The sequence below is a fragment of the Citrobacter sp. S39 genome (genome assembly GCF_009495675.1).
Taxonomy (GTDB): Bacteria; Pseudomonadota; Gammaproteobacteria; order Enterobacterales; family Enterobacteriaceae; genus Citrobacter; species Citrobacter freundii.
Genome location: NZ_CP045555.1, coordinates 3,505,033 through 3,529,915 on the forward strand (window position 1 = coordinate 3,505,033; position 24,883 = coordinate 3,529,915).

Sequence of the window (24,883 nt, forward strand, 5' to 3'; positions counted from 1 at the left end):
TCAAAGCCTTCCTGTTGCTGGAAGGCTTTCTTTTGTGTCAACTAAACGTCAGCCCGTCGTATTTTTTCCAACGGTAATTTACGGCAGAGATAATCCAGCAGCCGATAAAGACGCCAATAATCACAAAACCGACATTCCCCATATGGTCACTTAAATTGCTGACGGTATCCCACAAACCACCCTGAAGCGAAAACGCGTCAGAGAGAAGCCCCAGCGCCTCCAGTCCGCCAATAAATAGCGCCACAATCACGGAAGTCCCGGTAATGGTCATATTGTAATAGAGCTTGCGTTGCGGCTTATTGAACGCCCATCCGTAGGCCTCAACCATCAGAATACTGTCGAGACAATCAATTAACGCCATACCGCAGGTAAACAGCGCCGGGAACACGAGAATTGACCAAACAGACATGCCACTGGACGCGCTTGAAGCAGAAATTCCCAGCAAAGAAATTTCAGTGGCGGTATCAAAACCCAGACCAAAAAGAAAACCGACAAAATACATATGCCAGTCTTTGCCTACCAACCGAAACGCTGAGCGGAAAAGCCAGTTCAGAGGACCTGAAACTGTAATGTCTTCCGTGGTGCCATCGTAAGTACCGGTGCGTTTAAGATGGCGGAATGCCTTCCAGACCTGGCAGAAAATAATGAGATTAATGGTAGCCAGAATCAGCAAAAACGCGGCAGAAACCGAAGTTCCTATCAGACCGCCGACATTCTGAAACCATGCCATATGTTGCTTAAACACGCTGGTGGTCAGTGCAATGCCAATGCTTGCCAGTACCACAATGGTGGAGTGCCCCAAAGAAAACCAGGCTCCCGTCGTCAGGGCGCGTTTTTTCTGCTGCATGAGTTTACGTGTAGCGCTGTCTATCGCGGCGATATGATCGGCATCGACAGCATGGCGTAAACCGTAGCACCACGCAATCAGACTCAGTGCAAGCAATGACGTGTTGTTGCTAAACGCGGTGAAAGCCCACAGCCACGCCACGATGTTTGCCCCGATGAGTAAGACCATCAACAAAAGAATATTCGGGCGTTTTTTAAATAATGAAAACAATGCGTTCATTGTTTCCCGCCAATTAAATTTGAGCTAAACAACACACCACCACTCACTGATTAATTAATATAACGTTTATCAGGCTAATGATAACTCTTAAGAATTACTAACCCAGTGTCGTAGATCAAAGTTGATTATCACCTGAAGCAAGTTCCGCCATCGCTAGCTCCGCAATACGCAGAGGTACCGTTGCGCTGTCCCCCTCTTGCAGAAACCAGACGGACGACAACCCACACCAGGCAACAATCCACATCAGCAAACGTTGCCGTTCAATTCTTGCGATTTCAGACACAATGTTGACTCGTTGTGTGAATGTTTCCGGCTCAATGGCAACAGGTCTGGTGGGTTCGGCAAGATCAGGGTTAGTAAAAATATTGGCGTAATCAAAGCCACGCTCGCCTAGCAGCCCTTTGGGATCGATAGCCAGCCATCCTCTCGTTCCGAAATCAAGAATATTGCCGTGGTGTAGGTCGCCGTGTAATACGACTTCATCGCGGGGTGAAGATAGCAGCGCATTTGCCACCGCTGCACAACGCGTCAGGATACCGCCATGCTTTTTCGCGACAGGAGCCAGATCGCTAAACCAATGGTGTAGAGGTGTTAACGCTGGCGTAGACGCATTCCGGGAGAAATGGAGTCTACTGGCAGCATGGCAAATAATGCGACAAGCCTGCGCATCGTTACCAGTCCAGGACATATCCGCTAAAGACCCTGTCCCTGTCGCACGTTCCAGCAGAATCGCCCCTGCTGCATGAGCAAGTACTTTCGCTGCGCCATTTCCGTTCCACCAGACCATGAGTTCACAGCCGATCCGTTCACTGTCATCGTCGGTGATTTTAAGTATGGCTTTCTGACCGTCCCTGATGACCACTACAGGCAAAAGCTGTGATGTGTGTGTTTCAACCGGTTCACCATCTGGAGTGAGTCCCCAACGGTTGAGCCAGGTGTTGAACAGGCGATTTTCCAAACAATATCCTCATTTTTCTCTGGAAGATGGTAACCAAAAGGATCCGTGTCGGCATTATTCCTGTTTTCTTTTGGTTGAGCTACAACCTCCCATAGCCGTCATCACTGACTTAACGGGTTGAGCACTAACAGGCACATCCTTGTGTATCTGTGTGCCATGCTGACTGTGTTCGGTAAATAAGGAGGACACGATGATCACGTTATGCAAAACCTGTGGAACATCCTATGAGGTAACTGGTGCCCATCCGGAACAGTGCGATATCTGCCAGGATGAACGCCAGTATGTCCCTGCGAGCGGACAGGAATGGGTCGATTTTACCGCCCTGTGTGCATCGCATACAAATAAGTGGAAGCAACACGACAGTACTCTCCTCAGCATCCGCACCGTTCCTGATTTTGCAATTGATCAGCGCGCGTTTATTCTGCGTACCTCTGAAGGCAATATTTTATGGGACTGCATTGCCTCGCTCGACGATGCCACAAAAACGCTAATAACGTCCCTTGGCGGGCTTAAGGCTATCGCGATATCGCATCCTCATTACTACACCACCATGCAGGACTGGGCTGCAGAATTTAACGCGCCTATTTACCTTCATGCCAGCGACAGAAGGTGGGTAATGCGCGACAGCCCGTGGATTAGATTCTGGGATGGCGACACCATTGAGTTAACCCGTGACGTCACGGTGATACGTCTCGGCGGACACTTTGCTGGAGGCTGCGTCCTGCACTGGGCGCGTGACGAAGGCGTGGTGCTTTCCGGCGACATCGTCCAGGTTACGCCAGGTGCGCATGCCGTCTCCTTTATGTGGAGCTACCCTAATATGCTACCGTTGCCAGCTGCAACGGTCAGCAACATTACCCAGAGACTGAGTACAGTGAAATTTAAGCAACTTTACGGCGCATTTGCAGGAAAAGATATTACGCAAAATGCCGATGAAATTGTGCGGCGTTCAGGTGAAAAGTATATTTCCTGCCTCAGATAAACCGGCAGTTTATTCACCAACCAGACTCAGGAAGGTAAAAATGGATAGAACTGATAAACCACGCCCATCACAGAAATACTCACTATCACACTGATAATGAAGTAGGTTTTGAAAGGCTGCTTTTGTGTTTTATGGCGAAAGATTTGTTGACCCGCTATCGCGCCACCCCATCCGCCCACAACGCCAAACACCAGCAATGTGGATTCCGGCACTCTACGCCAATCCTTGCGTGCCGCCATTTTGTCCACGCCGTATAACAGCAACGTCAGTATGTTGGCGAGTAGAAACCATATGACAAGAGGGTGAGCGGTGAAAATGCAGCCGATCGCTGCAAAAATGAGTAGCGAATAACAACAGCGATTGAGATTCATATTTTCAGTCACAGCACTTTTCAGGAAGTTTCGTCACCCATTATACGCAAGGTCAGTCATCCCTGCCATGGGTGAGAATACCCCTTTTATTTTTATGTCTATATCCCCAGAAATAGCGGAAATTCTCTGGTCTGCGGCGTACCTAACAATTCAAACAAGAGAATCATTTTCATTATTCAGAACAAATGGTAATTTATTAAATCCAAATGGAGAATTTGTTCTGGAGTCGCAGGGATGAGAAAATACTCATATCCATATTTGTTTTTTGTCACCGTATTATCTCTCGGCGCAATTTTTCTTTTTTACTGGTGGAAGGTAACGATATACAGAGCGACTTTTCTCTACCCGCTCACATCAAAATACCTCATGCTTATTTCTCTGGCAGTGTCATTTTTAATCACCCTATTTCTGGTAGGTAATGGGATAATGAAAAAAAGTCCCTTCCAAACTTATCTGAAATTATTTGGTAGCATCAGCATTGCCATGGTGCTGTTTTCAGTGATCACAATTATGGCGATAACCTGGTTCATTCCAGGTGTCCCCTCGTCCTATACCGCTCCATACACCTACTCTACAGGAAGTTCTAAAAGCTGTTCGGGGGCTGATGTTGACGATCCGGATCTCGGGACTAACATCAGAATTTGCTATCCCGAAGGTAACTACGAATATAACAACACAATCTATGTTGAGAAACGAAGTAACCTTTTAGGTGCGGTCGTAACATACGCCAGAACAACACCATCCCGATTTTGATTAACTTGCCGCTTACAAAGCAATGCGTTATCAAGCGAAAGGTCATTTCGCCCCCGTAGGGGCCATAAGAATGCAGAAAAGAGTTATACAGTGTACTCTGCCAGGATAAACACGCCAGATGGTGATCAGATAACCTTTCTGCTCCCACGCATCGGCGGATACTGCTGTGCCCCTTTTCCCCTGAGGGACACGAGAACTCGCTAACTTATTGAGCGTTCGGTGATTTTTATGAAGAAACTGTTTGTGCAGTTTTACCTACTGCTGTTTGTCTGCTTTTTGGTGATGACCCTGTTGGTCGGCCTGGTATACAAATTCACCGCAGAACGCGCAGGCAGACAATCGCTCGACGATTTGATGAAAAGCTCGTTGTACCTGATGCGCAGTGAACTACGCGAAATCCCGCCACGCGATTGGGGTAAGACGCTGAAGGAGATGGACTTAAACCTCTCATTTGACCTGCGTGTTGAACCTCTGAATAAGTACACACTGGATGCCCCAACCATGCAGCGTTTGCGCGAAGGCGATATTGTGGCTCTTGACGATCAATACACCTTTATTCAACGCATTCCTCGCAGCCATTATGTGCTGGCAGTCGGCCCGGTTCCTTACCTTTATTTTCTTCATCAAATGCGCCTGCTGGACATCGCGCTGATGGCGTTTATTGCTATCTCACTGGCCTTCCCGGTACTGATCTGGATGCGTCCACACTGGCAAGAAATGCTAAGACTCGAATCCGCCGCACAGCGTTTTGGTGAAGGACATCTGAGTGAACGCCTTCATTTTGACAACGGTTCCAGCTTTGAGCGCCTGGGCGTAGCGTTTAACCAAATGGCCGATAATATCAATGCGCTGATCGCCAGTAAAAAACAGCTCATCGATGGTATTGCCCATGAGCTTCGTACTCCGCTGGTACGTTTACGTTACCGGCTGGAAATGAGTGATAACCTCACCGGGCAGGAATCTCAGGCGCTTAATCGTGATATCGGCCAACTGGAAGCGTTGATCGAAGAGTTACTGACCTACGCCCGCCTGGATCGCCCGCAAAATGAACTGAAGCTCAGTGTACCTGACCTGCCTGTTTGGTTGACAACCCATCTGGAGGATGTGCAAAGCGTGAATCCTGGCCGTACGGTGCACTTACGTCATCTCGAAACTGGCGACTACGGCGCGTTGGATATGCGCCTGATGGAGCGGGTCCTGGATAATTTGCTGAACAATGCCCTGCGCTATTGCCAGTCTACAGTGCAAGCCAGTCTGCTGCTGAACGGCAATCAAGCCACGCTGGTAGTGGAAGACGACGGTCCCGGTATTGCACCAGACGCTCGCGAACAGGTTTTTGAACCGTTTGTACGCCTTGACCCCAGCCGTGACCGGGCAACCGGGGGTTGTGGGCTTGGGTTAGCCATCGTCCACTCAATTGCTTTGGCTATGGGGGGGACGGTCGTCTGTGATGAAAGTGAACTTGGCGGCGCCCGGTTTACTTTCCGTTGGCCCGTCTGGCATAACATTCCCGAAATCTCAGCTGCCTGACCTATTCTGCTCGGTGGTCAGGTGGTGGAGGTTGTGCTATAAAAAAGTATGTTGTAACTAAAATGGTAAACCTATGGCCCGTTACGATCTTGTTGACCGCCTGAACGGCACCTTTCGCCAGATGGAACAAGAACTGGCACTTTTGAACGAAAACCTGTTGCAGCAGACGCTGCTGATTGCGCGCGTATTCTCGTTACCGGAAGTGGCTAAAGAGGCAGAGCATGCCCCTCTGCAGAGCATTAATGTTAAGCAGCATTTAGGCAAAGAGGCTGAAGCGCTGGCACTGCTCCATTACCGTCACCTGTTTATTCAGCAGCAGTCCGAAAACCGCAGCAGCAAAGCGGCCGTCCGCCTACCGGGTGTATTGTGCTATCAGGTTGATAACGCGGCGCAATGTACTCTGGAAGAACAAATCCAGCGTATAAACCAGTTGAAAACCACCTTCGAGCGCATTGTTACAGTGGAATCAGGGCTGGCGCCGGCAGCACGTTTCGAATGGGTGCATCGTCATCTGCCTGGGCTGATTACTCTGAATGCCTATCGTACGCTAACCGTAGTCCGCGATCCTGCCACCCTACGATTTGGCTGGGCTAATAAGCACATCATTAAAAACCTGAAACGCGATGAAGTACTGCAGCAACTGGAAAAAAGCCTGACGTCACCGCGCAGCGTACATCCCTGGACACGTGAAGAATGGCAGGCGAAGCTTGAACGCGAATATCAGGATATCGCCGCCTTACCGCAGCAGGCCCGCCTGAAGATCAAAAGGCCGGTAAAAGTGCAGCCTATTGCCCGCGTCTGGTACAAAGGAGAGCAAAAACAGGTGCAATATGCCTGCCCGACGCCACTGATTGCTTTGCTTAATAACGACAACGGTATGACCGTACCGGATATCGGCGAGTTACTTAATTACGATGCCGAAAACGTTCAGCATCGTTTTAAACCTCAGGCGCAGCCGTTGAGATTGATTATTCCCCGGCTGCACCTGTACGTTGCGGATTAACTGCCTGGCCGCATGCTGCCAACCATCAGCTCCGGGCGTACCCAGCTGTCGAACTCCGCTTCGGTTAGATATCCCAGCGCCAGAGCGGAGGCTTTTAAGGTCAGCCCTTCTTTATGGGCTTTTTTGGCAATTTCAGCCGCTTTATCGTAACCGATATGGGTATTGAGCGCGGTCACCAGCATTAGCGACTCGTTGAGCAGTTGATCGATTCGTTCACGATTAGGCTCAATCCCCGTCGCGCAATGTTCATTGAAGCTTTCCATACCGTCCGCCAGCAGGCGTACCGACTGCAGGAAGTTGTGGATGACCATTGGTCGATAAACGTTGAGCTCAAAGTTACCTGACGCCCCACCCATATTAATGGCAACATCGTTGCCCATCACCTGGCAGCAAAGCATAGTCAGCGCTTCACACTGGGTTGGATTGACCTTGCCCGGCATGATCGAGCTGCCCGGTTCGTTTTCGGGAATTGAAATTTCGCCAATACCACACCGTGGACCGGATGCCAGCCAGCGTACATCGTTGGCGATTTTCATCAGCGACGCTGCCAGTCCTTTTAGCGCGCCGTGAGCATGAACCAGGGCATCGCAGGTGGCGAGCGCTTCAAATTTATTCGGTGCGGTAACGAACGGCGCACAGGTGATGACCCGCAGTTCATCCGCAACCCGGCGGGCGTATTCGGGATGAGTGTTCAGTCCGGTACCTACCGCGGTTCCCCCCAACGCCAGCTCCGCCACGTGTGGTAAGCTGTTTTCAATGTGTCTGAGGTTATGTTCTAGCATTGCTACCCAGCCGGAAATCTCCTGGCCAAGCGTAAGTGGAGTTGCATCTTGCAGATGTGTACGACCAATTTTAACGATATCGGCGAAAGCGTGGGACTTATCACTGAGCGTTTTGGTCAACACATTTAATTGAGGGATCAGTGATTTACGCAGCGCCAGCAGTGCGGCAACGTGCATTGCGGTCGGGAAGACATCGTTCGAGCTTTGGCTTTTATTGACATCATCGTTGGGGTGTACTTTTCGCTCCATCCCCCGCACGCCGCCCAGCAACTCGCTGGCCCGGTTTGCCAACACCTCGTTCATGTTCATATTGCTTTGCGTGCCGGACCCAGTTTGCCAGATGGCCAGCGGGAACTCATCGCGGTGTTTATCTGCCAACACCTCATCTGCAGCCTGCATAATAGCCCTGGCTTTATCCTCCGCCAGCAGCCCAAGATCCTGGTTAACCTTTGCCGCGGCGCGTTTAGTCAGCGCCAGCGCATGGATCAACGAGACCGGCATTTTCTCCGTAGAGATACGAAAATGTTCCAGTGAACGTTGGGTTTGCGCGCCCCAAAGCTTATCGGCAGGAACATCAATCGCCCCCATTGAATCATTCTCGCGGCGTACCGTTACCATTACCTGCTCCTTACATTAACAGTTGATTAGGTTATGTTTCGACATTGCCCACTTGCGTTGGTCTTATGAGTATTAACGAGGATAAAACTGTCGTTTGGTGGTTCGTGCGGTAAAAAAAACCGCCCCGAAGGGCGGTTGACGTTACTTAACGCAGCGTGCGCACTGCGACGTCTGAATTTGCTGGAAGAAATCATTGCCTTTGTCATCCACCAGGATAAACGCCGGGAAATCTTCCACTTCAATTTTCCAGATGGCTTCCATCCCGAGTTCCGGGTATTCCACGCACTCCAGACTCTTGATACTGCCCTGGGCCAGCACCGCGGCAGGGCCGCCAATACTGCCTAAATAGAAGCCGCCATGTTTATGGCAAGCATCGGTCACCTGCTGGCTACGGTTGCCTTTCGCCAGCATAATCATGCTCCCACCAGCGGCCTGAAGCTGGTCAACATACGAGTCCATACGTCCGGCCGTGGTTGGGCCAAGCGAACCAGAGGCGTAGCCTTCCGGCGTTTTTGCCGGACCGGCGTAATAGATCGGGTGATCTTTAACATACTGCGGCAAACTTTCACCGTTATCCAGACGTTCTTTCAGTTTCGCATGCGCAATATCTCGGCCAACGATGATTGTACCGTTGAGTGACAGACGCGTAGAGACCGGATACTGCGACAGCTGAGCCAGGATCTCTTTCATCGGACGATTGAGGTCAACGCGTACCGCTTCTCCCTCTCCAGCCTGGCGCAGCTCTTCCGGTATATATTTGCCAGGATTATGTTCCAGTTTTTCGATCCAGATACCTTCACGGTTGATCTTGGCTTTGATATTACGGTCAGCAGAACAAGAGACGCCCATACCAACCGGGCACGACGCGCCGTGACGCGGCAGGCGGATCACGCGGATATCATGCGCGAAGTACTTCCCGCCAAACTGCGCACCCAGCCCCAAATTCTGCGCTTCAATCAGCAGCTCTTTTTCCAGCTCCACATCACGGAATGCCTGCCCATGCTCGTTACCTTCGGTCGGCAGCTCATCGTAGTATTTAGCCGAAGCCAGTTTTACCGTTTTCAGCGTAGCTTCCGCTGACGTTCCGCCGATCACAAACGCAATGTGATACGGCGGACAAGCCGCAGTACCCAGCGTACGCATCTTCTCAACCAGGTAATTTTTTAATTTGCCCGGCGTGAGCAGCGCTTTGGTTTCCTGGTACAGATAGGTTTTGTTCGCCGAACCGCCACCTTTGGCAATACACAGGAATTTGTATTCATCGCCGTCGACGGTATACAAATCAATCTGTGCTGGCAGGTTGGTGCCGGTGTTCACCTCTTTATACATATCCAGCGCTGCGTTTTGTGAATAGCGCAGGTTGTCTTCGATGTAGGTGTTATAGACGCCTCGAGCCAGCGCCTCCTCATCGCCACCACCGGTCCAGACACGCTGACCTTTTTTACCCACGATAATCGCGGTTCCGGTGTCCTGACAGGTCGGCAAAATGCCTTTTGCCGCGATGTCAGAGTTACGCAGAAATTGCAGGGCCACATACTTGTCGTTTTCGCTGGCCTCCGGGTCGCGCAGAATATCGGCTACCTGCTGTTGATGTGCGGGACGCAGCATAAACGACGCATCATGAAAGGCCTGACGAGCCAGCAGGGTTAAAGCTTGTGGCGCGACTTTAACAATCTCCTGCCCTTCAAATTCGGCAACAGAGACATAGTCGCTGGTCAGCAGATAGTATTCGGTATCATCCTTTTTGAGGGGGAAAGGATGCTGATAATGAAAGGGTTTGTTTGACATTGTGCTCTCACTTACTGCTCGGTCTGGTTATTCTCTGGGCAGATGTTCCGTTGCCCTGCTTCCCTGCCGCAGATCCGGTTGTAGAAGGAAGGGCTGTCTGCAACCGGAATCACTCAGGGTATTAAAAGCGAGTCTCCATATCCTACACATTTTTTTAACAAAAACTGAGACAAGTACGACTTTTTACATGTGCAGGTTACTTCCCTCAGGGTTTCTTGGTTTAATAGCCGTAGAAAATTCCACATTGAAACAGGGCTTGATAATGCAAAAACTCATCAACTCAGTGCAAAACTACGCCTGGGGAAGTAAAACGGCGTTAACGGAACTCTATGGCATTGCCAACCCCACTCAGCAACCGATGGCTGAGCTGTGGATGGGTGCGCATCCGAAAAGCAGTTCGCAGGTTCTGGGCGCTGACGGCCAGACGGTTGCTCTGCGCGACGTTATCGAGCACGATAAATCCGCACTGCTGGGCGATGCCGTTGCGCAGCGTTTTGGTGAGCTGCCCTTCCTGTTTAAAGTGCTCTGCGCTGCACAACCGCTTTCGATTCAGGTTCATCCTAACAAGCAAAACTCTGAAATTGGATTTGCCAAAGAAAACGCCGCAGGGATCCCGATGGATGCGGCTGAGCGCAACTACAAAGATCCTAACCACAAACCGGAACTGGTTTTTGCTTTGACGCCTTTCCTGGCGATGAACGCATTCCGCGAGTTCTCTGACATTGTTGCATTGTTACAACCCGTCTCCGCCGCACATCCGGCTATTGCGCATTTCCTGGAAGAGCCGAGTGCAGAACGTCTGAGCTATCTTTTCGCCAGCTTGCTGAATATGCAGGATGAGGAGAAATCCCATGCGTTGGCGATCCTGAAATCAGCGCTGAACAGCCAGCAGGGTGAACCCTGGCAAACCATCCGTCTGATCGCCGACGTCTACCCGAACGACAGTGGGCTCTTCTCCCCGCTGCTGCTCAATGTGGTGAAACTCAATCCAGGCGAAGCTATGTTCTTATTTGCCGAAACCCCGCACGCTTACCTGCAAGGTGTGGCGCTTGAGGTGATGGCTAACTCGGACAACGTGCTGCGTGCCGGACTGACGCCAAAATATATTGATATCCCGGAACTGGTCGCCAACGTGCAGTTTGTCGCCAAGCCAGCAAACCAGTTACTGACCACGCCGGTTAAGTCTGATGGCGAACTGGATTTCCCGATCCCGGTTGACGATTTTGCGTTCTCCCTGCATGAGCTTACTACCAGTGGCGCAGATATCAGCCAGCAAAGTGCGGCCATTTTGTTCTGCATCGAAGGTGAAGCTGTACTGAGCAAAGGCGAGCAACGTCTGGTTCTGCGACCGGGTGAATCGGCCTTTATTGGCGCGAATGAATCGCCGGTTAACATCAGTGGCGCAGGTCGTTTAGCCCGGGTTTATAACAAGCTTTAGCAAGATACTGATATTTTTAACAACTCTTGCTAAGCTGTAGTGAGTTAAAGACATGTCACTCCTCCAGGCGTCTTAAAACGCCTGGTTTTATTTTATGGATATCGAAATGAAAAAATCGCTGGTAGCTGCGGGTGTGGTGGTTGCGCTGGGTATCGTCTGGACGGGCGGCGCCTGGTACACAGGTAAGAAACTTGAAACGCATCTCGCCGAGATGGTGACGCAGGCAAACGATCAGTTAAAACGTTTCTCCCCTGAGGCGGGTATTGAACTGAGTTATCAAAACTACCAGCGCGGGGTGTTCAATAGCCAACTGCAATTGGTGGTGAAACCAATAGCCGGGCAGGCAGATTCCTGGCTGAAACCGGGGCAAAGTATTGTGCTGGATGAAACGGTGGATCACGGTCCCTTCCCACTGGCCCAACTGAAGTCACTGAATCTGGTTCCGGCTATGGCCTCCGTGAAAACGACGCTAGTGAATAACGACGTTACCAAACCGCTGTTTGATATTGCCAAGGGTGAGTCGCCATTTGTCATTAACTCCCGTATCAGCTACAGCGGCGATACCCGTTCCGATCTTTCCCTTAAACCACTGAACTACGAGAAAGGCGACGAAAAAGTAGCCTTCAGCGGCGGGGAATTCCAGTTTACAGCAGACAAAGAAGGTAACGCTGTCTCGCTGACAGGCAATGCGCAAAGCGGCGTGGTCAATGCGGTCAACGAGTATGACCAGAAAGTACAAATGACTTTCAATAATCTGAAAACTGAGGGTTCCAGCAGTATTGCCAGCTTTGGTGAGCGCATCGGCGACCAGAAATTGTCACTCGAAAAACTGTCGATCTCGGTCGAGGGTAAAGAGTTGGCGGTTCTGGAAGGCATGGGTATCGATGGCAAATCCGATCTGGTTAACGACGGTAAAACTGTCAACAGCCAGCTGGATTACACGCTGAACAGCCTTAAATTGCAGGGCCAGGATATGGGTAGCGGTAAGCTGACGCTGAAAGTTGCCCAGATTGACGGTGAAGCCCTGCATCAGTTCAGTCAGCAGTATAGCGCCCAAACCAAGGCGCTGATGGCGCAGATCGATGTGGTACAAAATCCTGAGCTTTATCAGCAAAAAGTCACCGAAGCTTTCTTCAATGCGCTGCCGATACTGATGAAAGGCGAGCCGGTTATCACCATTGCCCCGCTGAGCTGGAAAAATGCGAAAGGTGAAACCGCATTTAATCTGTCACTGCTGCTAAAAGATCCGACAGCAAATACTGAGGAACCACAAACGCTGGCTCAGGAAGTGGATCGTTCGGTCAAATCACTGGATGCCAAGCTGACGATTCCGGTCGATATGGCGACTGAGTTCATGACGCAGATCGCCAAAATTGAAGGCTATCAGCAGGAGCAAGCGGCCGATCTTGCGAAGCAACAGGTGAATGGCCTGGCGGCAATGGGTCAGATGTTCCGTATTACAACGATGCAGGACAACGTCATCGGCTCCAGCCTGCAATACGCAAACGGACAGGTTACGTTAAACGGACAAAAAATGCCGCTGGATGAGTTTGTTGGCATGTTCGGTATGCCTTCTCTTGGCGAACCGGATGCCCCGGCTATCCCGCAACAGTAAATACGCGTGACAACAGGCCCGATAACCGTGTGTTTATCGGGCCTTTTTTATTTGGCCACCACCAGACGGGCGGAAAGCGTCAGGTTACGCGAATGACCATCATCGTGCCCAATGCGCTGCAGCATGCGCTCAGCAAGGGTATATCCCATTTCACGCGCAGGCGTGCAGGCCCAAATAATGGGGATATCGTCCAGTGCATTTTCCGCTACATCGGCAAATCCCGCTAAGGAGATCTGCTGTTCGAAATAGCGATCTACGCCAATTTCACCACTCTGACGCCCTGCTCTCATCAGGCCAAACCAGGCGCCAACGGCAATGGTTTCGTTGTAGCACACCACAGCGCTGATCGTTGGGTTACGACGTAACAGCGCGGTTACCTCCTCTGCGGCCTGCTTCTGGCTGGATGAACACTCCAGCACCCAGTCGCTATGAAACGGTAAACCATACTTTAGCAACGTCGTACAATAGCCGCCGACACGCTCTGCGCGAGTCAATGAGGAACTCTGCCCCCCCAACCACGCGATTCGCTGATGCCCGTGGCGGATAAGATGTTCAACCAGCAATTGCGAAGCCTGCATGTTGTCAGGTCTGACGGTGTCGACATCATCCAGGTAGCTTGCCCGAGACGCAAACACCACCGGTATCCCCTTATCGGCGGCCAGTTGTTGTAGGTCGTCGCTACTGCCGGCAGCCCCGGCGATCACCACACCATCAACTCCTTGATTTAGCAACATAGCGAAACGCTGCGCGAGCTGTTCGCCATCTTTGCCACCATGTAATAAAAAGACCATGCGCCCCTGCGCTTCTAATGCTTCCGTCAGACCCGCTGTCAACTCGGCGTAAAACGGCGTAGAAAGATCGCGCACAATCAAACCAATTACCCCGCTCTGCCCACCACGCAGCGCCGATGCCTGGCGATTACGCACAAACCCGAGTTGCTCAATAGCGGCATTCACGCGTTCGCCTGTCGCGGATGAAATACGACCTTTTCCACTAAGCACCAATGAGACAGTACTGACCGAAACGCCTGCGGCCAGCGCAACATCATGGATGGTTATTTTTTTGGCTATAGCCATAAAACCGGAAAACTCCCTGATAACGTGACGGATAAAACGTTTTATCAATCACTTATATTTATACGCCCTATTATCGTTCGATAATGTGATTTATACCGCACTAAAATTAGGTAAAACGTTTTATCTTCTCGCCATCATTAGTCAGCTAGCTTTTACGAGGAGTCGTTTGATGACGACGAGAACCACACCAAAAATAACGTTATGGGAATTTTTCCAGCAGTTGGGCAAAACCTTTATGCTCCCCGTAGCGCTACTCTCATTTTGCGGGATCATGTTGGGGATCGGCAGCTCGTTAAGCAGCCATGATGTCTTAACACTGATCCCGGCATTGGGTAATCCGGTACTGCAGGCCATCTTTACCTGGATGAGCAAAGTAGGCTCATTTGCGTTTAGTTTCTTACCGGTGATGTTCTGTATTGCCATACCTCTCGGCCTTGCTCGCGAGAACAAAGGTGTAGCGGCATTTGCCGGTTTTGTTGGCTATGCGGTCATGAACCTTGCCGTCAACTTTTGGTTAACCGCGAAAGGTATCTTACCTACCACGGATGCCGCGATCATGAAGGCCAACAACGTGCAGAATATCCTGGGGATCCAGTCGATCGATACTGGGATCCTCGGTGCTGTTATTGCCGGGATCATCGTCTGGATGCTGCATGAACGTTTCCACAACATTCGTCTGCCGGATGCGCTGGCTTTCTTCGGCGGCACCCGTTTTGTGCCTATCATCTCCTCGGTGGTGATGGGGCTGGTCGGGCTGGTTATTCCCCTGATCTGGCCGGTTTTCGCCATGGGCATTACCGGGCTCGGCCACATCATCAACAGCGCGGGAGAATTTGGCCCAATGCTGTTTGGTACCGGTGAACGTCTGCTGCTGCCGTTTGGTCTGCATCATATTCTGGTGGCGCTCATTCGCTTCACCGAGGCTGGCGGCACGCAAGAAGTCTGCGGTCACAGCGTGAGCGGCGCACTGACTATTTTCCAGGCCCAACTGAGCTGCCCGACAACACAAGGTTTCTCTGAAAGCGCAACCCGCTTCCTGTCGCAGGGCAAAATGCCTGCGTTCCTCGGTGGTTTACCGGGGGCAGCGCTAGCAATGTACCACTGTGCTCGCCCTGAAAATCGTCATAAAATTAAAGGGTTATTAATTTCCGGTCTTATTGCCTGTGTGATCGGCGGTACCACCGAGCCCCTTGAGTTCTTATTCCTGTTCGTTGCCCCAGTTCTGTATGTGATCCACGCCCTGCTGACCGGTCTTGGCTTCACTGTGATGGCAGTGCTTGGCGTCACCATCGGTAACACCGACGGTAACCTGATTGACTTCGTGGTGTTCGGTATCCTGCATGGACTCTCTACCAAGTGGTATCTGGTCCCTGTTGTAGCGGCGATCTGGTTCGCGGTGTACTACGTCATCTTCCGTTTCGCCATCACACGCTTCAATTTGAAGACACCGGGTCGGGACGTCGAAATTGCCAGCAATATCGAAAAAGTAATGGCTGGAGCGCCGGGTAAATCCGGTTACAACGTCCCTGCCATTCTGGCGGCGCTTGGCGGTGCGGAAAACATCGTCAGCCTGGATAACTGCATTACCCGTCTGCGTTTGTCAGTGAAAGATATGTCTCTTGTGAATGTACAGGCACTGAAGGACAATCGCGCCATTGGCGTAGTGCAACTCAATCAGCATAATCTTCAGGTCGTTATTGGCCCACAGGTCCAGTCAGTGAAAGACGAGATCGCAGTTCTGATGAACACCGTACAAGCTTAAGGACAATGATATGTTTGATTTTTCAAAGGTTGTGGACAGGCATGGTACCTGGTGTACTCAGTGGGATTACGTTGCCGACCGTTTTGGTTCAGCCGACCTGCTGCCGTTCACCATCTCCGATATGGATTTTGCCACCGCACCCTGTATTCTGGAGGCGCTGACTCAGCGCCTGTCACATGGCGTGTTGGGTTACAGTCGCTGGAAAAATGATGAATTTCTTGCGGCGATTAGTCACTGGTTTCTATCGCGTCATAATACCCATATCGATCCTCAGTCGCTGGTTTATGGCCCCTCGGTCATCTATATGGTATCGGAGCTGATCCGCCAGTGGTCTTCTGCGGGTGATGAGGTGGTGATTCATACGCCGGCGTACGACGCGTTTTACAAAGCAATTGAAGGTAATCAGCGCGTGGTGCGCGCTGTCGAACTGGAAAAACGCACTGACGGTTGGTACTGCGACATGGCCGCGCTGGAGAATGCCCTGTCTCGTCCAGAGAGCAAAATTCTTCTGCTCTGTAGCCCACAAAATCCGACGGGCAAAGTGTGGACGCGTGATGAGCTGGAAACCATGGCAGAACTGTGTCAACGCCATGGTGTAAAAGTTATTTCCGATGAGATCCATATGGATATGGTATGGGGGGATCACCCACATATCCCCTGGAGTAATGTCGCGCGTGACAGCTGGGCGCTGCTCACTTCCGGTTCAAAAAGTTTTAATATTCCGGCACTGACCGGGGCTTACGGAATTATTGAAGACGCTCAAAGCCGTAACGATTATCTCTGCGCATTAAAAGGTCGCGATGGTCTTTCCTCACCAGCAGTGCTCGCGCTGAGCGCACATATTGCCGCCTATCATCAGGGAGCAAGCTGGCTTGATGCGCTGCGGGATTACCTTACCAGCAATTTGCATTACGTCGCCCGCGAGCTTAATGCCGCATTCCCCGAACTGAACTGGCAGGTTCCGCAATCCACCTATCTGGCATGGATTGACCTGCGTCCGCTCAACATTGATGACCACGCATTGCAGGAAGCGCTCATCCACCAGCAGAAAGTCGCCATCATGCCCGGATACACATACGGCGAAGAAGGACGCGGTTTTGTGCGCCTGAATGCCGGATGTCCACGATCCAAACTTGAAAAAGGCGTTCAGGGGTTGATTAACGGCATACGTTCTGTACGCTAATAAAGTTTGCGCAATGAAATTATTCATTGCGCAACATAGATTTTTATCCCGATTTTTTCTTATAATACGACGCACTTTACCTAAATACACGAGTGCGACCATGATTGATACTTCCCTCCCCTTGACCGACGTCCATCGCCACCTTGATGGTAACATCCGTGCCCAAACGATTCTGGATCTGGGTCGTCAGTTCAATTTAACGCTCCCGGCACAAACGTTGGAAACGCTGATCCCTCATGTGCAAGTGACATCCACTGAGCCAGATTTAGTGAGTTTTTTATCCAAGCTCGACTGGGGCGTGAAGGTACTGGCCTCGCTGGATGCCTGTCGCCGCGTGGCATTTGAAAATATTGAGGATGCAGCACGTAACGGTCTGCACTATGTAGAATTACGTTTTTCACCAGGCTATATGGCGATGGCGCATCAACTCCCGGTGGCAGGTGTGGTTGAAGCCGTCATCGCAGGCGTGCGCGAGGGCTGCAAGACCTTTGGCGTCGAAGCACGCTTAATTGGCATTATGAGCCGTACTTTTGGCGAAGCCGCCTGTCTGCAGGAACTGGATGCGCTGTTAGCCCACCGAGATCATATTACGGCACTGGATCTAGCCGGTGACGAACTGGGATTCCCTGGCAGTCTGTTCCTGTCCCATTTCAACCAGGCACGCGACGCCGGCTGGCATATTACCGTGCATGCGGGCGAAGCCGCGGGACCAGAAAGCATCTGGCAGGCCATTAAAGAGCTGGGCGCTGAGCGTATTGGTCACGGCGTTAAAGCCGTTGAAGATCGTGCGTTGATGGATTACCTCGCCGAGCATCGTATCGGCATCGAATCCTGCCTGACATCAAACATTCAGACCAGCACCGTTGCCTCACTAGCGAACCATCCGCTGAAAACGTTCCTTGAGCATGGCGTTATTGCCAGTTTGAATACGGACGACCCGGCTGTTCAGGGTGTGGATATTATTCACGAGTACACCATTGCCGCACCAGCTGCAGGCCTAACGCGCGAACAGATCCGCCAGGCGCAAATCAACGGTCTGGAAATGGCATTCCTGAGTAACGAAGAAAAACGAGCCTTGCGCGAGAAAGTCGCCGCAGCGTAACGGGTAAAGTGCTGAATGGCGCTAACGCTTATCCGGCCTACGTTGGTTTTCATTGTAGGCCGGATAAAATGCCTGAGCATCTCCATCCGGCATTAGTCCAATCAAGCAAGGCACAGCGTCGAACGATGTTTCGCAGATTCGATACCCAGCTCAATCAGCTCCATAATTTGGATAGCCTGTCTCGCCGGTACCGGGTTTTCACCGTTACCGTTTAACGCATCACGAATGCCAGCATAGTACGCCGGATAGTTGCCTGGTACAGTAAGCCAGGTTTCTTCAACCTGCTCTTCGCCTTCTATTCGCGTCAAAACGCCATCACGCATATCATAACCCCAGTCTTCCTGTGGCAGTCGCTCGCCATTTTTCAGGCGCTCTTCCTGCGGGTCAAGACCATACTTCACATAGCTGCCACGCGATCCGTGCACAATATAACGGGCCGATTCTGCGGCAGCGAGCATGGTGCCATGCAGGATCACACGACGCTGCGGATACGTCAGGATGGCATGGAAGTAATCCGTCGCCTGCGCGCCCGGACGCAACTGGGCCAGGTCTACCGTCAGGCTGACGGGCAAACCAAACAGATTAATCGCCTGATCCAAAAGATGCGGTGCTAAATCGTACCAGATACCGCTTCCCGGACCGCCCTGTTCACGCCAACGGTCACGAACCTGCGGGCGGAAACGATCGAAATGGGATTCGAAATACGCCACCTCTCCCAAAACACCATCCGCCAGCAGAGCTTTCAGCGTCAGAAAATCACTGTCCCAGCGACGGTTATGGAACACAGACAGCACGCGCCCGAGGCTGCGCGCCAGCGTATCCAGCTCACGAGCTTGTGACAGTGTCACAGTAAAAGGCTTATCAACAACCACATGTTTGCCCGCTTCCAGCGCAGCTTTCGCTAATGGAAAGTGTGTGTCATTAGGTGTGGGGATCACAATCAGGTCGATATTTGGATCGTTAAAAAGATGCTTAGGCTCAGCAACAACCGCCACCGTAGGCCAGTCTGCCTTCACTTTTGCTTCATCACTACTGGAAACTGCAGCCAGTTCCAGGCCCGGCGTACCCACAATCAGGGGGGCATGGAAGGTTTTACTGGCATAACCATAGCCAATTAGCCCAACGCGGATGTTGTCACTCATGTTATTGCCTCTCAATTCAGGACTGACCTATTTCACACCATACCTTGCAACGTCTCAATAGTTTAATAACCTTCGCGCTACAAAGGTTGTTTTTAACTTAAGTCAAACATATGCCACTTATGCTTAACTTGCAGCGAAAAAGAGGGAGAAATCGTTCCCAACCATCTTGCTGTATTAATGAGAGATTAGTAACATTTGCAGCCTGTGTTTATGGATAAATCAAAGCAAATGTCATCAGTAATGAATCGTCTTATTGAATTAACAGGTTGGATTGTTCTCGCCGTCTCCGTGATCCTGCTGGGTGTTGCCAATCATATTGACAATTACCAGCCACCAGAGCCCGTTGCGGCAGTGCAGAAGAAATAAGCATCCGCAACCTTTTATTGCCCGGCAATTAACATTGGTAGTTGCAGGGTTTGCCGGTAAAAGATCGCTTTCTGTCAAAAAAAGCGAATTATGCCGCATCCCGTTTCGCTGCATATTGCCAGCGATCGCTATGCGCGTTACCCTTGCCGAAGACGCGCATAGCGCCTGCTTTTTCACAGGTATGAACACTCTTCTTACATTTGCACGTAAATGCGCTTTTACCTGTGCACGTTGTTTATTTTTATATTTTCTACTCCGTTGGTATTATTTTATTAATATGGATCTGCATTTATGACTGTTCAGGATTACTTATTAAAATTCCGCAAAATCAGCTCACTCGAAAGTCTGGAAAAACTTTTCGACCATTTAAACTACACGCTCACCGACGATAGCGACATGATCAATATGTACCGTGCCGCAGACCATCGCCGTGCGGAGCTTATATCCGGAGGCCGTCTGTTTGATGTTGGTCAGGTACCTAAATCAGTCTGGCATTACGTGCAATAGAGAAGAAAGTAGCGCTCAACGTTAAAAGCTTTATAATAATTGCCCCAAAATGAATGGCATGATTGATTGCGCGCGTAAAACTGGAGAAGAGATGACTACCACACCGGCACAACGTATCGGAGGCTGGCTACTTGGGCCACTGGCCTGGCTGTTAGTCGCGTTGTTGAGCGCTTCGCTGGCGTTATTACTTTATGTCACTGCGCTGGCAACACCGCAAACCTTCAAAACGCTGGGTGAGCAAAGTACAGCAAATTTGCTGTTATGGGGCGTCTCCTTTGTTACCGCGATCGCCATGTGGTATTACACACTGTGGCTGACAATTGCGTTTTTCAAACGCAGAGCCTGTGTGCCCAAGCATTACATTCTGTGGCTGCTGATCTCCGTGTTGCTGGCGATTAAAGCGTTTGCGTTTTCACCCGTCCCAGACGCTTTTGCCGTGCGCCAACTGCTGTTCCCATTATTGGCCGCAGCACTGTTGGTGCCCTACTTCAAGCAATCGCAGCGCGTTAAATCGACGTTTGTGAACCCGTAATAACCCTACAGTTAACCTGTTGTCGCCTGTTGTAGATTGTCAGATAATAGGCGGCTTTTTTATTTCAGGCCGAAAAATGACTGATTACCTGCTGCTGTTTGTCGGAACTGTACTGGTCAATAACTTTGTACTGGTCAAGTTTCTGGGCCTCTGCCCGTTTATGGGCGTTTCCAAAAAACTGGAAACCGCAATGGGTATGGGCCTTGCCACGACGTTTGTCATGACACTGGCATCCATCTGCGCATGGCTGATTGATACCTGGATCCTAATCCCGCTCAATCTCATCTATCTGCGCACGCTGGCTTTTATTCTGGTTATCGCCGTCGTCGTGCAGTTTACCGAAATGGTTGTGCGCAAAACCAGCCCTGCGCTGTACCGCCTGCTGGGGATCTTCCTACCGCTGATCACGACTAACTGCGCAGTGTTAGGTGTGGCGCTGCTGAACATCAACCTCGGCCATAACTTTTTACAGTCGGCGCTATACGGTTTTTCCGCCGCCGTCGGCTTCTCGCTGGTGATGGTACTGTTCGCCGCGATCCGCGAACGCCTCGCCGTGGCGGACGTCCCGGCGCCGTTTCGCGGGAATGCGATTGCGCTGATTACCGCTGGTTTAATGTCATTGGCCTTTATGGGCTTTAGTGGTTTGGTGAAGTTGTAATGAATGCTATCTGGATTGCCGTTGCCGCAGTGAGTGTACTGGGTCTGGCGTTCGGCGCTATTTTGGGGTACGCCTCACGACGTTTTGCCGTTGAAGATGATCCGGTCGTGGAGAAAATTGATGAAATTCTCCCGCAAAGCCAGTGTGGGCAGTGCGGCTATCCGGGCTGTCATCCTTACGCTGAAGCGATCGGCTCTCAGGGTGAAAAAATTAACCGTTGCGCCCCCGGTGGCGAAGCGGTGATGTTAAAAATTGCCGCCCTGCTGAACGTCGATCCGCAGCCTATTGATGGTGATGAACAAGACGTTACGCCGGTGCGTATGCTGGCGGTCATTGATGAAAATAACTGTATCGGGTGCACTAAGTGTATTCAGGCCTGCCCGGTCGATGCGATCGTGGGCGCGACCCGCGCCATGCACACGGTAATGAGCGATCTCTGCACTGGGTGCAACCTGTGTGTTGACCCGTGCCCGACGCAATGCATTGAATTACGCCCGGTAGCCGAGACACCCGATAGTTGGAAATGGGATTTAAACACCATCCCTGTGCGCATCATTCCCGTGGAACAACATGTTTAAGTTATTCTCTGCATTCAGAAAAAATAAAATCTGGGACTTTGATGGTGGTATTCATCCACCAGAAATGAAAACCCAGTCAAACGGAACACCGTTGCGACAGGTTCCGCTGGCACCGCGTTTTGTTATTCCGCTGAAACAACATATTGGTGCGGAGGGTGAACTGTGCGTAAACGTGGGTGACACCGTGCTGCGTGGTCAGGCATTAACCCGCGGGCGTGGCAAAATGCTTCCAGTCCATGCGCCAACATCAGGTACCGTGGTTGCCATTGCCCCGCACTCCACCGCACATCCTTCGGCACTGGCTGAGTTGAGCGTTATCATAGACGCCGATGGCGAAGACCGCTGGATTGAGCGAGACGGCTGGACCGATTACCGCTCCCACAACCGGGAAGAGCTGATTGCGCGTATTCATCAGTTCGGCGTCGCCGGGCTGGGTGGCGCAGGTTTTCCCACCGGCGTTAAACTGCAGGGCGGCGGAGATAAAATTGAAACGCTGATCATTAACGCCGCTGAATGCGAGCCGTATATTACAGCAGATGACCGCCTGATGCAGGACTGTGCGGCGCAGGTCGTCGAAGGGATCCGCATCCTGGCGCACATTCTTCAGCCACGCGAGATCCTCCTCGGCATAGAAGATAACAAACCGCAGGCAATATCTATGCTGCGCGCGGTGCTGGCTGATTCACACGACATCAGTTTGCGAGTGATCCCCACCAAGTACCCTTCCGGCGGGGCTAAACAGTTAACACAAATCCTGACTGGCAAGCAGGTTCCCCACGGTGGACGCTCCTCAGATATCGGCGTATTGATGCAAAACGTCGGAACCGCCTATGCAATTAAACGTGCAGTAATTGACGGTGAGCCGATCACCGAACGTGTCGTGACACTTACCGGTGAAGCCGTCAGCCGCCCGGGCAACGTCTGGGCGCGTTTGGGCACGCCGGTTCGTCATCTGCTCAACGACGCGGGCTTTTGCCCTTCCGCCGACCAGATGGTGATTATGGGCGGACCGCTGATGGGGTTTACGCTGCCATGGCTGGATGTCCCGGTGGTGAAGATTACCAACTGTCTTCTGGCCCCCTCTGCCAGTGAAATGGGTGAAACGCCGGAAGAGAAAGGCTGCATTCGCTGTAGCGCATGCGCCGATGCCTGTCCGGCGGATCTCCTGCCACAACAGCTTTATTGGTTCAGTAAAGGGCAACAGCACGACAAAGCAACGGCCCACAATATCGCCGACTGCATTGAATGCGGTGCCTGCGCCTGGGTATGCCCAAGCAATATTCCGTTGGTGCAGTATTTCCGCCAGGAAAAAGCCGAGATTTACGCCATTAGCCAGGAAGAAAAACGAGCCGCTGAAGCGAAAGCACGGTTTGAAGCCCGACAGGCGCGCCTTGAACGTGAAAAAGCAGCGCGTCTTGAACGCCATAAGAGCGCCGCTGCTCAACCGGCGGCCAAAGACCATGATGCCATTGCCGCCGCGCTGGCTCGCGTAAAAGAAAAACAGGCTCAGGCGCTGCAGCCGGTAGTAATTCAGGCAGGTGAAAAACCTGACAATAGCGCAGTGATTGCCGCACGCGAGGCGCGTAAGGCGCAAGCTCGTGCTTCCCGTAAGGAAAATTCGCCGCAAAGTGAAGGCAGCAGCACGGGTACAGATCCGCGTAAAGCTGCCGTCGAAGCGGCAATTGCTCGCGCCAAAGCCCGCAAGCTCGAGCAGCAGGTGGTACCGGAAACAGCCGAATCGGTTGATCCGCGTAAAGCCGCCGTGGACGCGGCCATCGCCCGCGCCAAGGCCCGCAAGCTCGAGCAGCAGGTGGTACCGGAAACAGCCGAATCGGTTGATCAGCGTAAAGCCGCCGTGGAAGCGGCCATCGCCCGCGCCAAGGCCCGCAAGCTCGAACAGCAGGCGGTACCGGAAACAGCCGAGCCGGTTGATCCACGCAAAGCCGCCGTCGCGGCCGCTATCGCACGCGCTCAGGCAAAGAAAGCCGCACAGCAGCAGGTTGTTAACGAGGAATAAATGGTATTCAGAATAGCAAGCTCCCCTTATACCCATAACCAGCGCCAGACATCACGTATCATGATGTTGGTGTTACTTGCGGCATTGCCGGGAATCGCCGCACAGCTGTGGTTCTTCGGCTGGGGTACGTTGTTCCAGATAATTCTGGCCGCCATCAGCGCTATCGCAGCCGAAGCGGGCGTGCTTAAACTGCGTAAACAACCCATTGTGCCGATTTTAAAAGACAACTCTGCGTTACTCACCGGGTTGCTGCTGGCCGTGAGTATTCCCCCGCTCGCCCCCTGGTGGATGGTGGTATTGGGCACGGTATTCGCGGTTATCATTGCGAAACAACTGTATGGCGGTCTCGGTCAGAACCCGTTTAATCCTGCCATGATTGGTTACGTCGTGCTGCTAATCTCATTTCCAGTACAGATGACCAGTTGGCTGCCGCCGCACGAAATTGCGGCTACAGTGCCTGGGTTCTTTGACGCGCTGAACGTTATCTTTAGCGGTCATACCGTCAGCGGTGGGGATATGAATACACTGCGTATGGGCATTGATGGTATCAGCCAGGCAACGCCTCTCGATACCTTTAAGACATCACTGCATGCCGGGCATACCGTTGAACAGGTGATGCAATACCCGATTTACAGCGGTGTGCTGGCAGGCGCGGGCTGGCAGTGGGTTAATCTTGCCTGGCTGGCGGGTGGTATCGTTCTGTTATGGCAGGGGGCGATTCGCTGGCATATCCCGGTTAGCTTCCTGCTGTCGCTCGCCGTTTGCGCCACTCTGGGATGGTTGTTCTCACCTGAGTCACTCGCGTCTCCTCAGTTACACCTGCTTTCCGGCGCAACCATGCTGGGTGCATTCTTTATTCTTACCGACCCCGTTACGGCCTCGACAACTAACCGCGGCCGCCTGATTTTTGGCGCACTTGCGGGGTTGTTAGTATGGTTGATTCGCAGTTTTGGCGGTTATCCTGACGGTGTAGCCTTTGCTGTATTACTGGCAAATATCACGGTTCCCCTGATTGATTATTACACCCGCCCTCGCGTGTACGGACATCGCTAAGGA

At 51.8% G+C, this 24,883-nt stretch carries 23 protein-coding genes; 16 read left to right on the forward strand and 7 right to left on the reverse strand.

All coding sequences use genetic code 11. The features are described from left to right. Window positions 1–37: 37 nt before the first annotated feature. Together GFB57_RS16680 and GFB57_RS16685 are read right to left on the reverse strand one after the other, a co-directional pair. Window positions 38–1,066, reverse strand: a complete 1,029-nt coding sequence (locus GFB57_RS16680; protein ID WP_003028954.1) for a HoxN/HupN/NixA family nickel/cobalt transporter — start codon at window positions 1,064–1,066, stop codon at window positions 38–40. Between the two features lie 115 nt (window positions 1,067–1,181). Then, a complete protein-coding gene (locus GFB57_RS16685; RefSeq protein ID WP_290366836.1) occupies window positions 1,182–2,024 on the reverse strand; it encodes an aminoglycoside phosphotransferase family protein in 843 nt (280 codons plus the stop codon). A gap of 190 nt (window positions 2,025–2,214) precedes the next feature. On the opposite strand from GFB57_RS16685, the gene GFB57_RS16690 reads away from it, so the two are divergent. Beyond that, window positions 2,215–3,006, forward strand: coding sequence for an MBL fold metallo-hydrolase (locus GFB57_RS16690; RefSeq protein WP_003028958.1), 792 nt, complete (start codon window positions 2,215–2,217; stop codon window positions 3,004–3,006). Between the two features lie 26 nt (window positions 3,007–3,032). On the opposite strand, the gene GFB57_RS16695 is transcribed toward GFB57_RS16690, so the two are convergent. After that, window positions 3,033–3,377 (reverse strand): DUF1294 domain-containing protein, encoded by a 345-nt coding sequence (locus GFB57_RS16695; RefSeq protein WP_003028959.1) that lies wholly within the window; start codon window positions 3,375–3,377, stop codon window positions 3,033–3,035. Between the two features lie 234 nt (window positions 3,378–3,611). Between GFB57_RS16695 and GFB57_RS16700 the strand changes: the two genes are divergently transcribed. From GFB57_RS16700 to tus, 3 genes are all read left to right on the forward strand, one after another. Continuing rightward, window positions 3,612–4,130, forward strand: coding sequence for a membrane protein (locus tag GFB57_RS16700; RefSeq protein ID WP_003028960.1), 519 nt, complete (start codon window positions 3,612–3,614; stop codon window positions 4,128–4,130). Between the two features lie 228 nt (window positions 4,131–4,358). Next, window positions 4,359–5,660, forward strand: coding sequence for a two-component system sensor histidine kinase RstB (gene rstB, locus GFB57_RS16705; protein WP_003028962.1), 1,302 nt, complete (start codon window positions 4,359–4,361; stop codon window positions 5,658–5,660). 73 nt (window positions 5,661–5,733) lie between these two features. Further along, window positions 5,734–6,663: a DNA replication terminus site-binding protein gene (gene tus, locus GFB57_RS16710; RefSeq protein WP_003028964.1), complete on the forward strand. Its 930-nt coding sequence runs from the start codon at window positions 5,734–5,736 to the stop codon at window positions 6,661–6,663. Here the strand turns inward: tus and fumC are convergent. Both fumC and fumB read right to left on the reverse strand, forming a co-directional pair. Continuing rightward, window positions 6,660–8,063: a class II fumarate hydratase gene (fumC, locus tag GFB57_RS16715; RefSeq protein WP_003028966.1), complete on the reverse strand. Its 1,404-nt coding sequence runs from the start codon at window positions 8,061–8,063 to the stop codon at window positions 6,660–6,662. The genes tus and fumC overlap by 4 nt on opposite strands. A 141-nt stretch (window positions 8,064–8,204) precedes the next feature. Continuing rightward, window positions 8,205–9,851 (reverse strand): class I fumarate hydratase, encoded by a 1,647-nt coding sequence (fumB, locus tag GFB57_RS16720; RefSeq protein WP_003028969.1) that lies wholly within the window; start codon window positions 9,849–9,851, stop codon window positions 8,205–8,207. Window positions 9,852–10,113: 262 nt separating this feature from the next. Here fumB and manA point away from each other — a divergent pair, with 262 nt between their 5' ends. Beyond that, on the forward strand, window positions 10,114–11,289 hold the full coding sequence (gene manA / locus GFB57_RS16725) for a mannose-6-phosphate isomerase (RefSeq protein WP_008323978.1): 1,176 nt from the start codon (window positions 10,114–10,116) through the stop codon (window positions 11,287–11,289). Between the two features lie 106 nt (window positions 11,290–11,395). Next, the gene (locus GFB57_RS16730; RefSeq protein ID WP_003028973.1) at window positions 11,396–12,904 is read left to right on the forward strand and encodes a YdgA family protein; all 1,509 of its coding nucleotides are present in this window, start codon (window positions 11,396–11,398) and stop codon (window positions 12,902–12,904) included. Window positions 12,905–12,951: 47 nt separating this feature from the next. Here the strand turns inward: GFB57_RS16730 and GFB57_RS16735 are convergent, their stop codons facing one another. Continuing rightward, the gene (locus GFB57_RS16735; protein WP_003028974.1) at window positions 12,952–13,980 is read right to left on the reverse strand and encodes a Mal regulon transcriptional regulator MalI; all 1,029 of its coding nucleotides are present in this window, start codon (window positions 13,978–13,980) and stop codon (window positions 12,952–12,954) included. Between the two features lie 169 nt (window positions 13,981–14,149). Here GFB57_RS16735 and malX point away from each other — a divergent pair, with 169 nt between their 5' ends. The 3 genes from malX to add all read left to right on the forward strand — a co-directional run bounded on the left by malX (window position 14,150) and on the right by add (window position 18,027). Further along, window positions 14,150–15,742 (forward strand): maltose/glucose-specific PTS transporter subunit IIBC, encoded by a 1,593-nt coding sequence (gene malX / locus GFB57_RS16740; RefSeq protein WP_008323976.1) that lies wholly within the window; start codon window positions 14,150–14,152, stop codon window positions 15,740–15,742. Window positions 15,743–15,752: 10 nt separating this feature from the next. Continuing rightward, window positions 15,753–16,925 (forward strand): MalY/PatB family protein, encoded by a 1,173-nt coding sequence (locus GFB57_RS16745; RefSeq protein WP_003029127.1) that lies wholly within the window; start codon window positions 15,753–15,755, stop codon window positions 16,923–16,925. Window positions 16,926–17,025: 100 nt separating this feature from the next. Beyond that, entirely contained in the window at window positions 17,026–18,027 is a 1,002-nt protein-coding gene (gene add / locus GFB57_RS16750) for an adenosine deaminase (protein ID WP_003029130.1), read from the forward strand. Window positions 18,028–18,128: 101 nt separating this feature from the next. Here the strand turns inward: add and GFB57_RS16755 are convergent, their stop codons facing one another. After that, window positions 18,129–19,169 (reverse strand): oxidoreductase, encoded by a 1,041-nt coding sequence (locus GFB57_RS16755; protein ID WP_003029131.1) that lies wholly within the window; start codon window positions 19,167–19,169, stop codon window positions 18,129–18,131. Between the two features lie 240 nt (window positions 19,170–19,409). On the opposite strand from GFB57_RS16755, the gene blr reads away from it, so the two are divergent. The 7 genes from blr to rsxD all read left to right on the forward strand — a co-directional run bounded on the left by blr (window position 19,410) and on the right by rsxD (window position 24,880). Then, window positions 19,410–19,535 carry a division septum protein Blr gene (gene blr, locus GFB57_RS16760; protein WP_003029134.1) on the forward strand — a complete coding sequence of 42 codons (126 nt, stop codon included), beginning with the start codon at window positions 19,410–19,412 and terminating at the stop codon, window positions 19,533–19,535. A gap of 291 nt (window positions 19,536–19,826) precedes the next feature. Beyond that, complete coding sequence (ydgT, locus tag GFB57_RS16765; RefSeq protein ID WP_003029138.1) at window positions 19,827–20,042, forward strand: transcription modulator YdgT; 216 nt, start codon at window positions 19,827–19,829, stop codon at window positions 20,040–20,042. A 91-nt stretch (window positions 20,043–20,133) separates the two neighbouring features. Continuing rightward, on the forward strand, window positions 20,134–20,574 hold the full coding sequence (locus GFB57_RS16770; RefSeq protein ID WP_003029141.1) for a DUF2569 domain-containing protein: 441 nt from the start codon (window positions 20,134–20,136) through the stop codon (window positions 20,572–20,574). 76 nt (window positions 20,575–20,650) lie between these two features. Next, window positions 20,651–21,232 (forward strand): electron transport complex subunit RsxA, encoded by a 582-nt coding sequence (rsxA, locus tag GFB57_RS16775; RefSeq protein ID WP_003029144.1) that lies wholly within the window; start codon window positions 20,651–20,653, stop codon window positions 21,230–21,232. After that, complete coding sequence (gene rsxB / locus GFB57_RS16780) at window positions 21,232–21,810, forward strand: electron transport complex subunit RsxB (protein ID WP_003029148.1); 579 nt, start codon at window positions 21,232–21,234, stop codon at window positions 21,808–21,810. Before rsxA ends, rsxB begins: the two co-directional genes overlap by 1 nt. Next, complete coding sequence (gene rsxC, locus GFB57_RS16785) at window positions 21,803–23,827, forward strand: electron transport complex subunit RsxC (protein ID WP_003029149.1); 2,025 nt, start codon at window positions 21,803–21,805, stop codon at window positions 23,825–23,827. Before rsxB ends, rsxC begins: the two co-directional genes overlap by 8 nt. Further along, window positions 23,828–24,880, forward strand: a complete 1,053-nt coding sequence (gene rsxD / locus GFB57_RS16790) for an electron transport complex subunit RsxD (RefSeq protein ID WP_003029152.1) — start codon at window positions 23,828–23,830, stop codon at window positions 24,878–24,880. Window positions 24,881–24,883 lie beyond the last annotated feature (3 nt).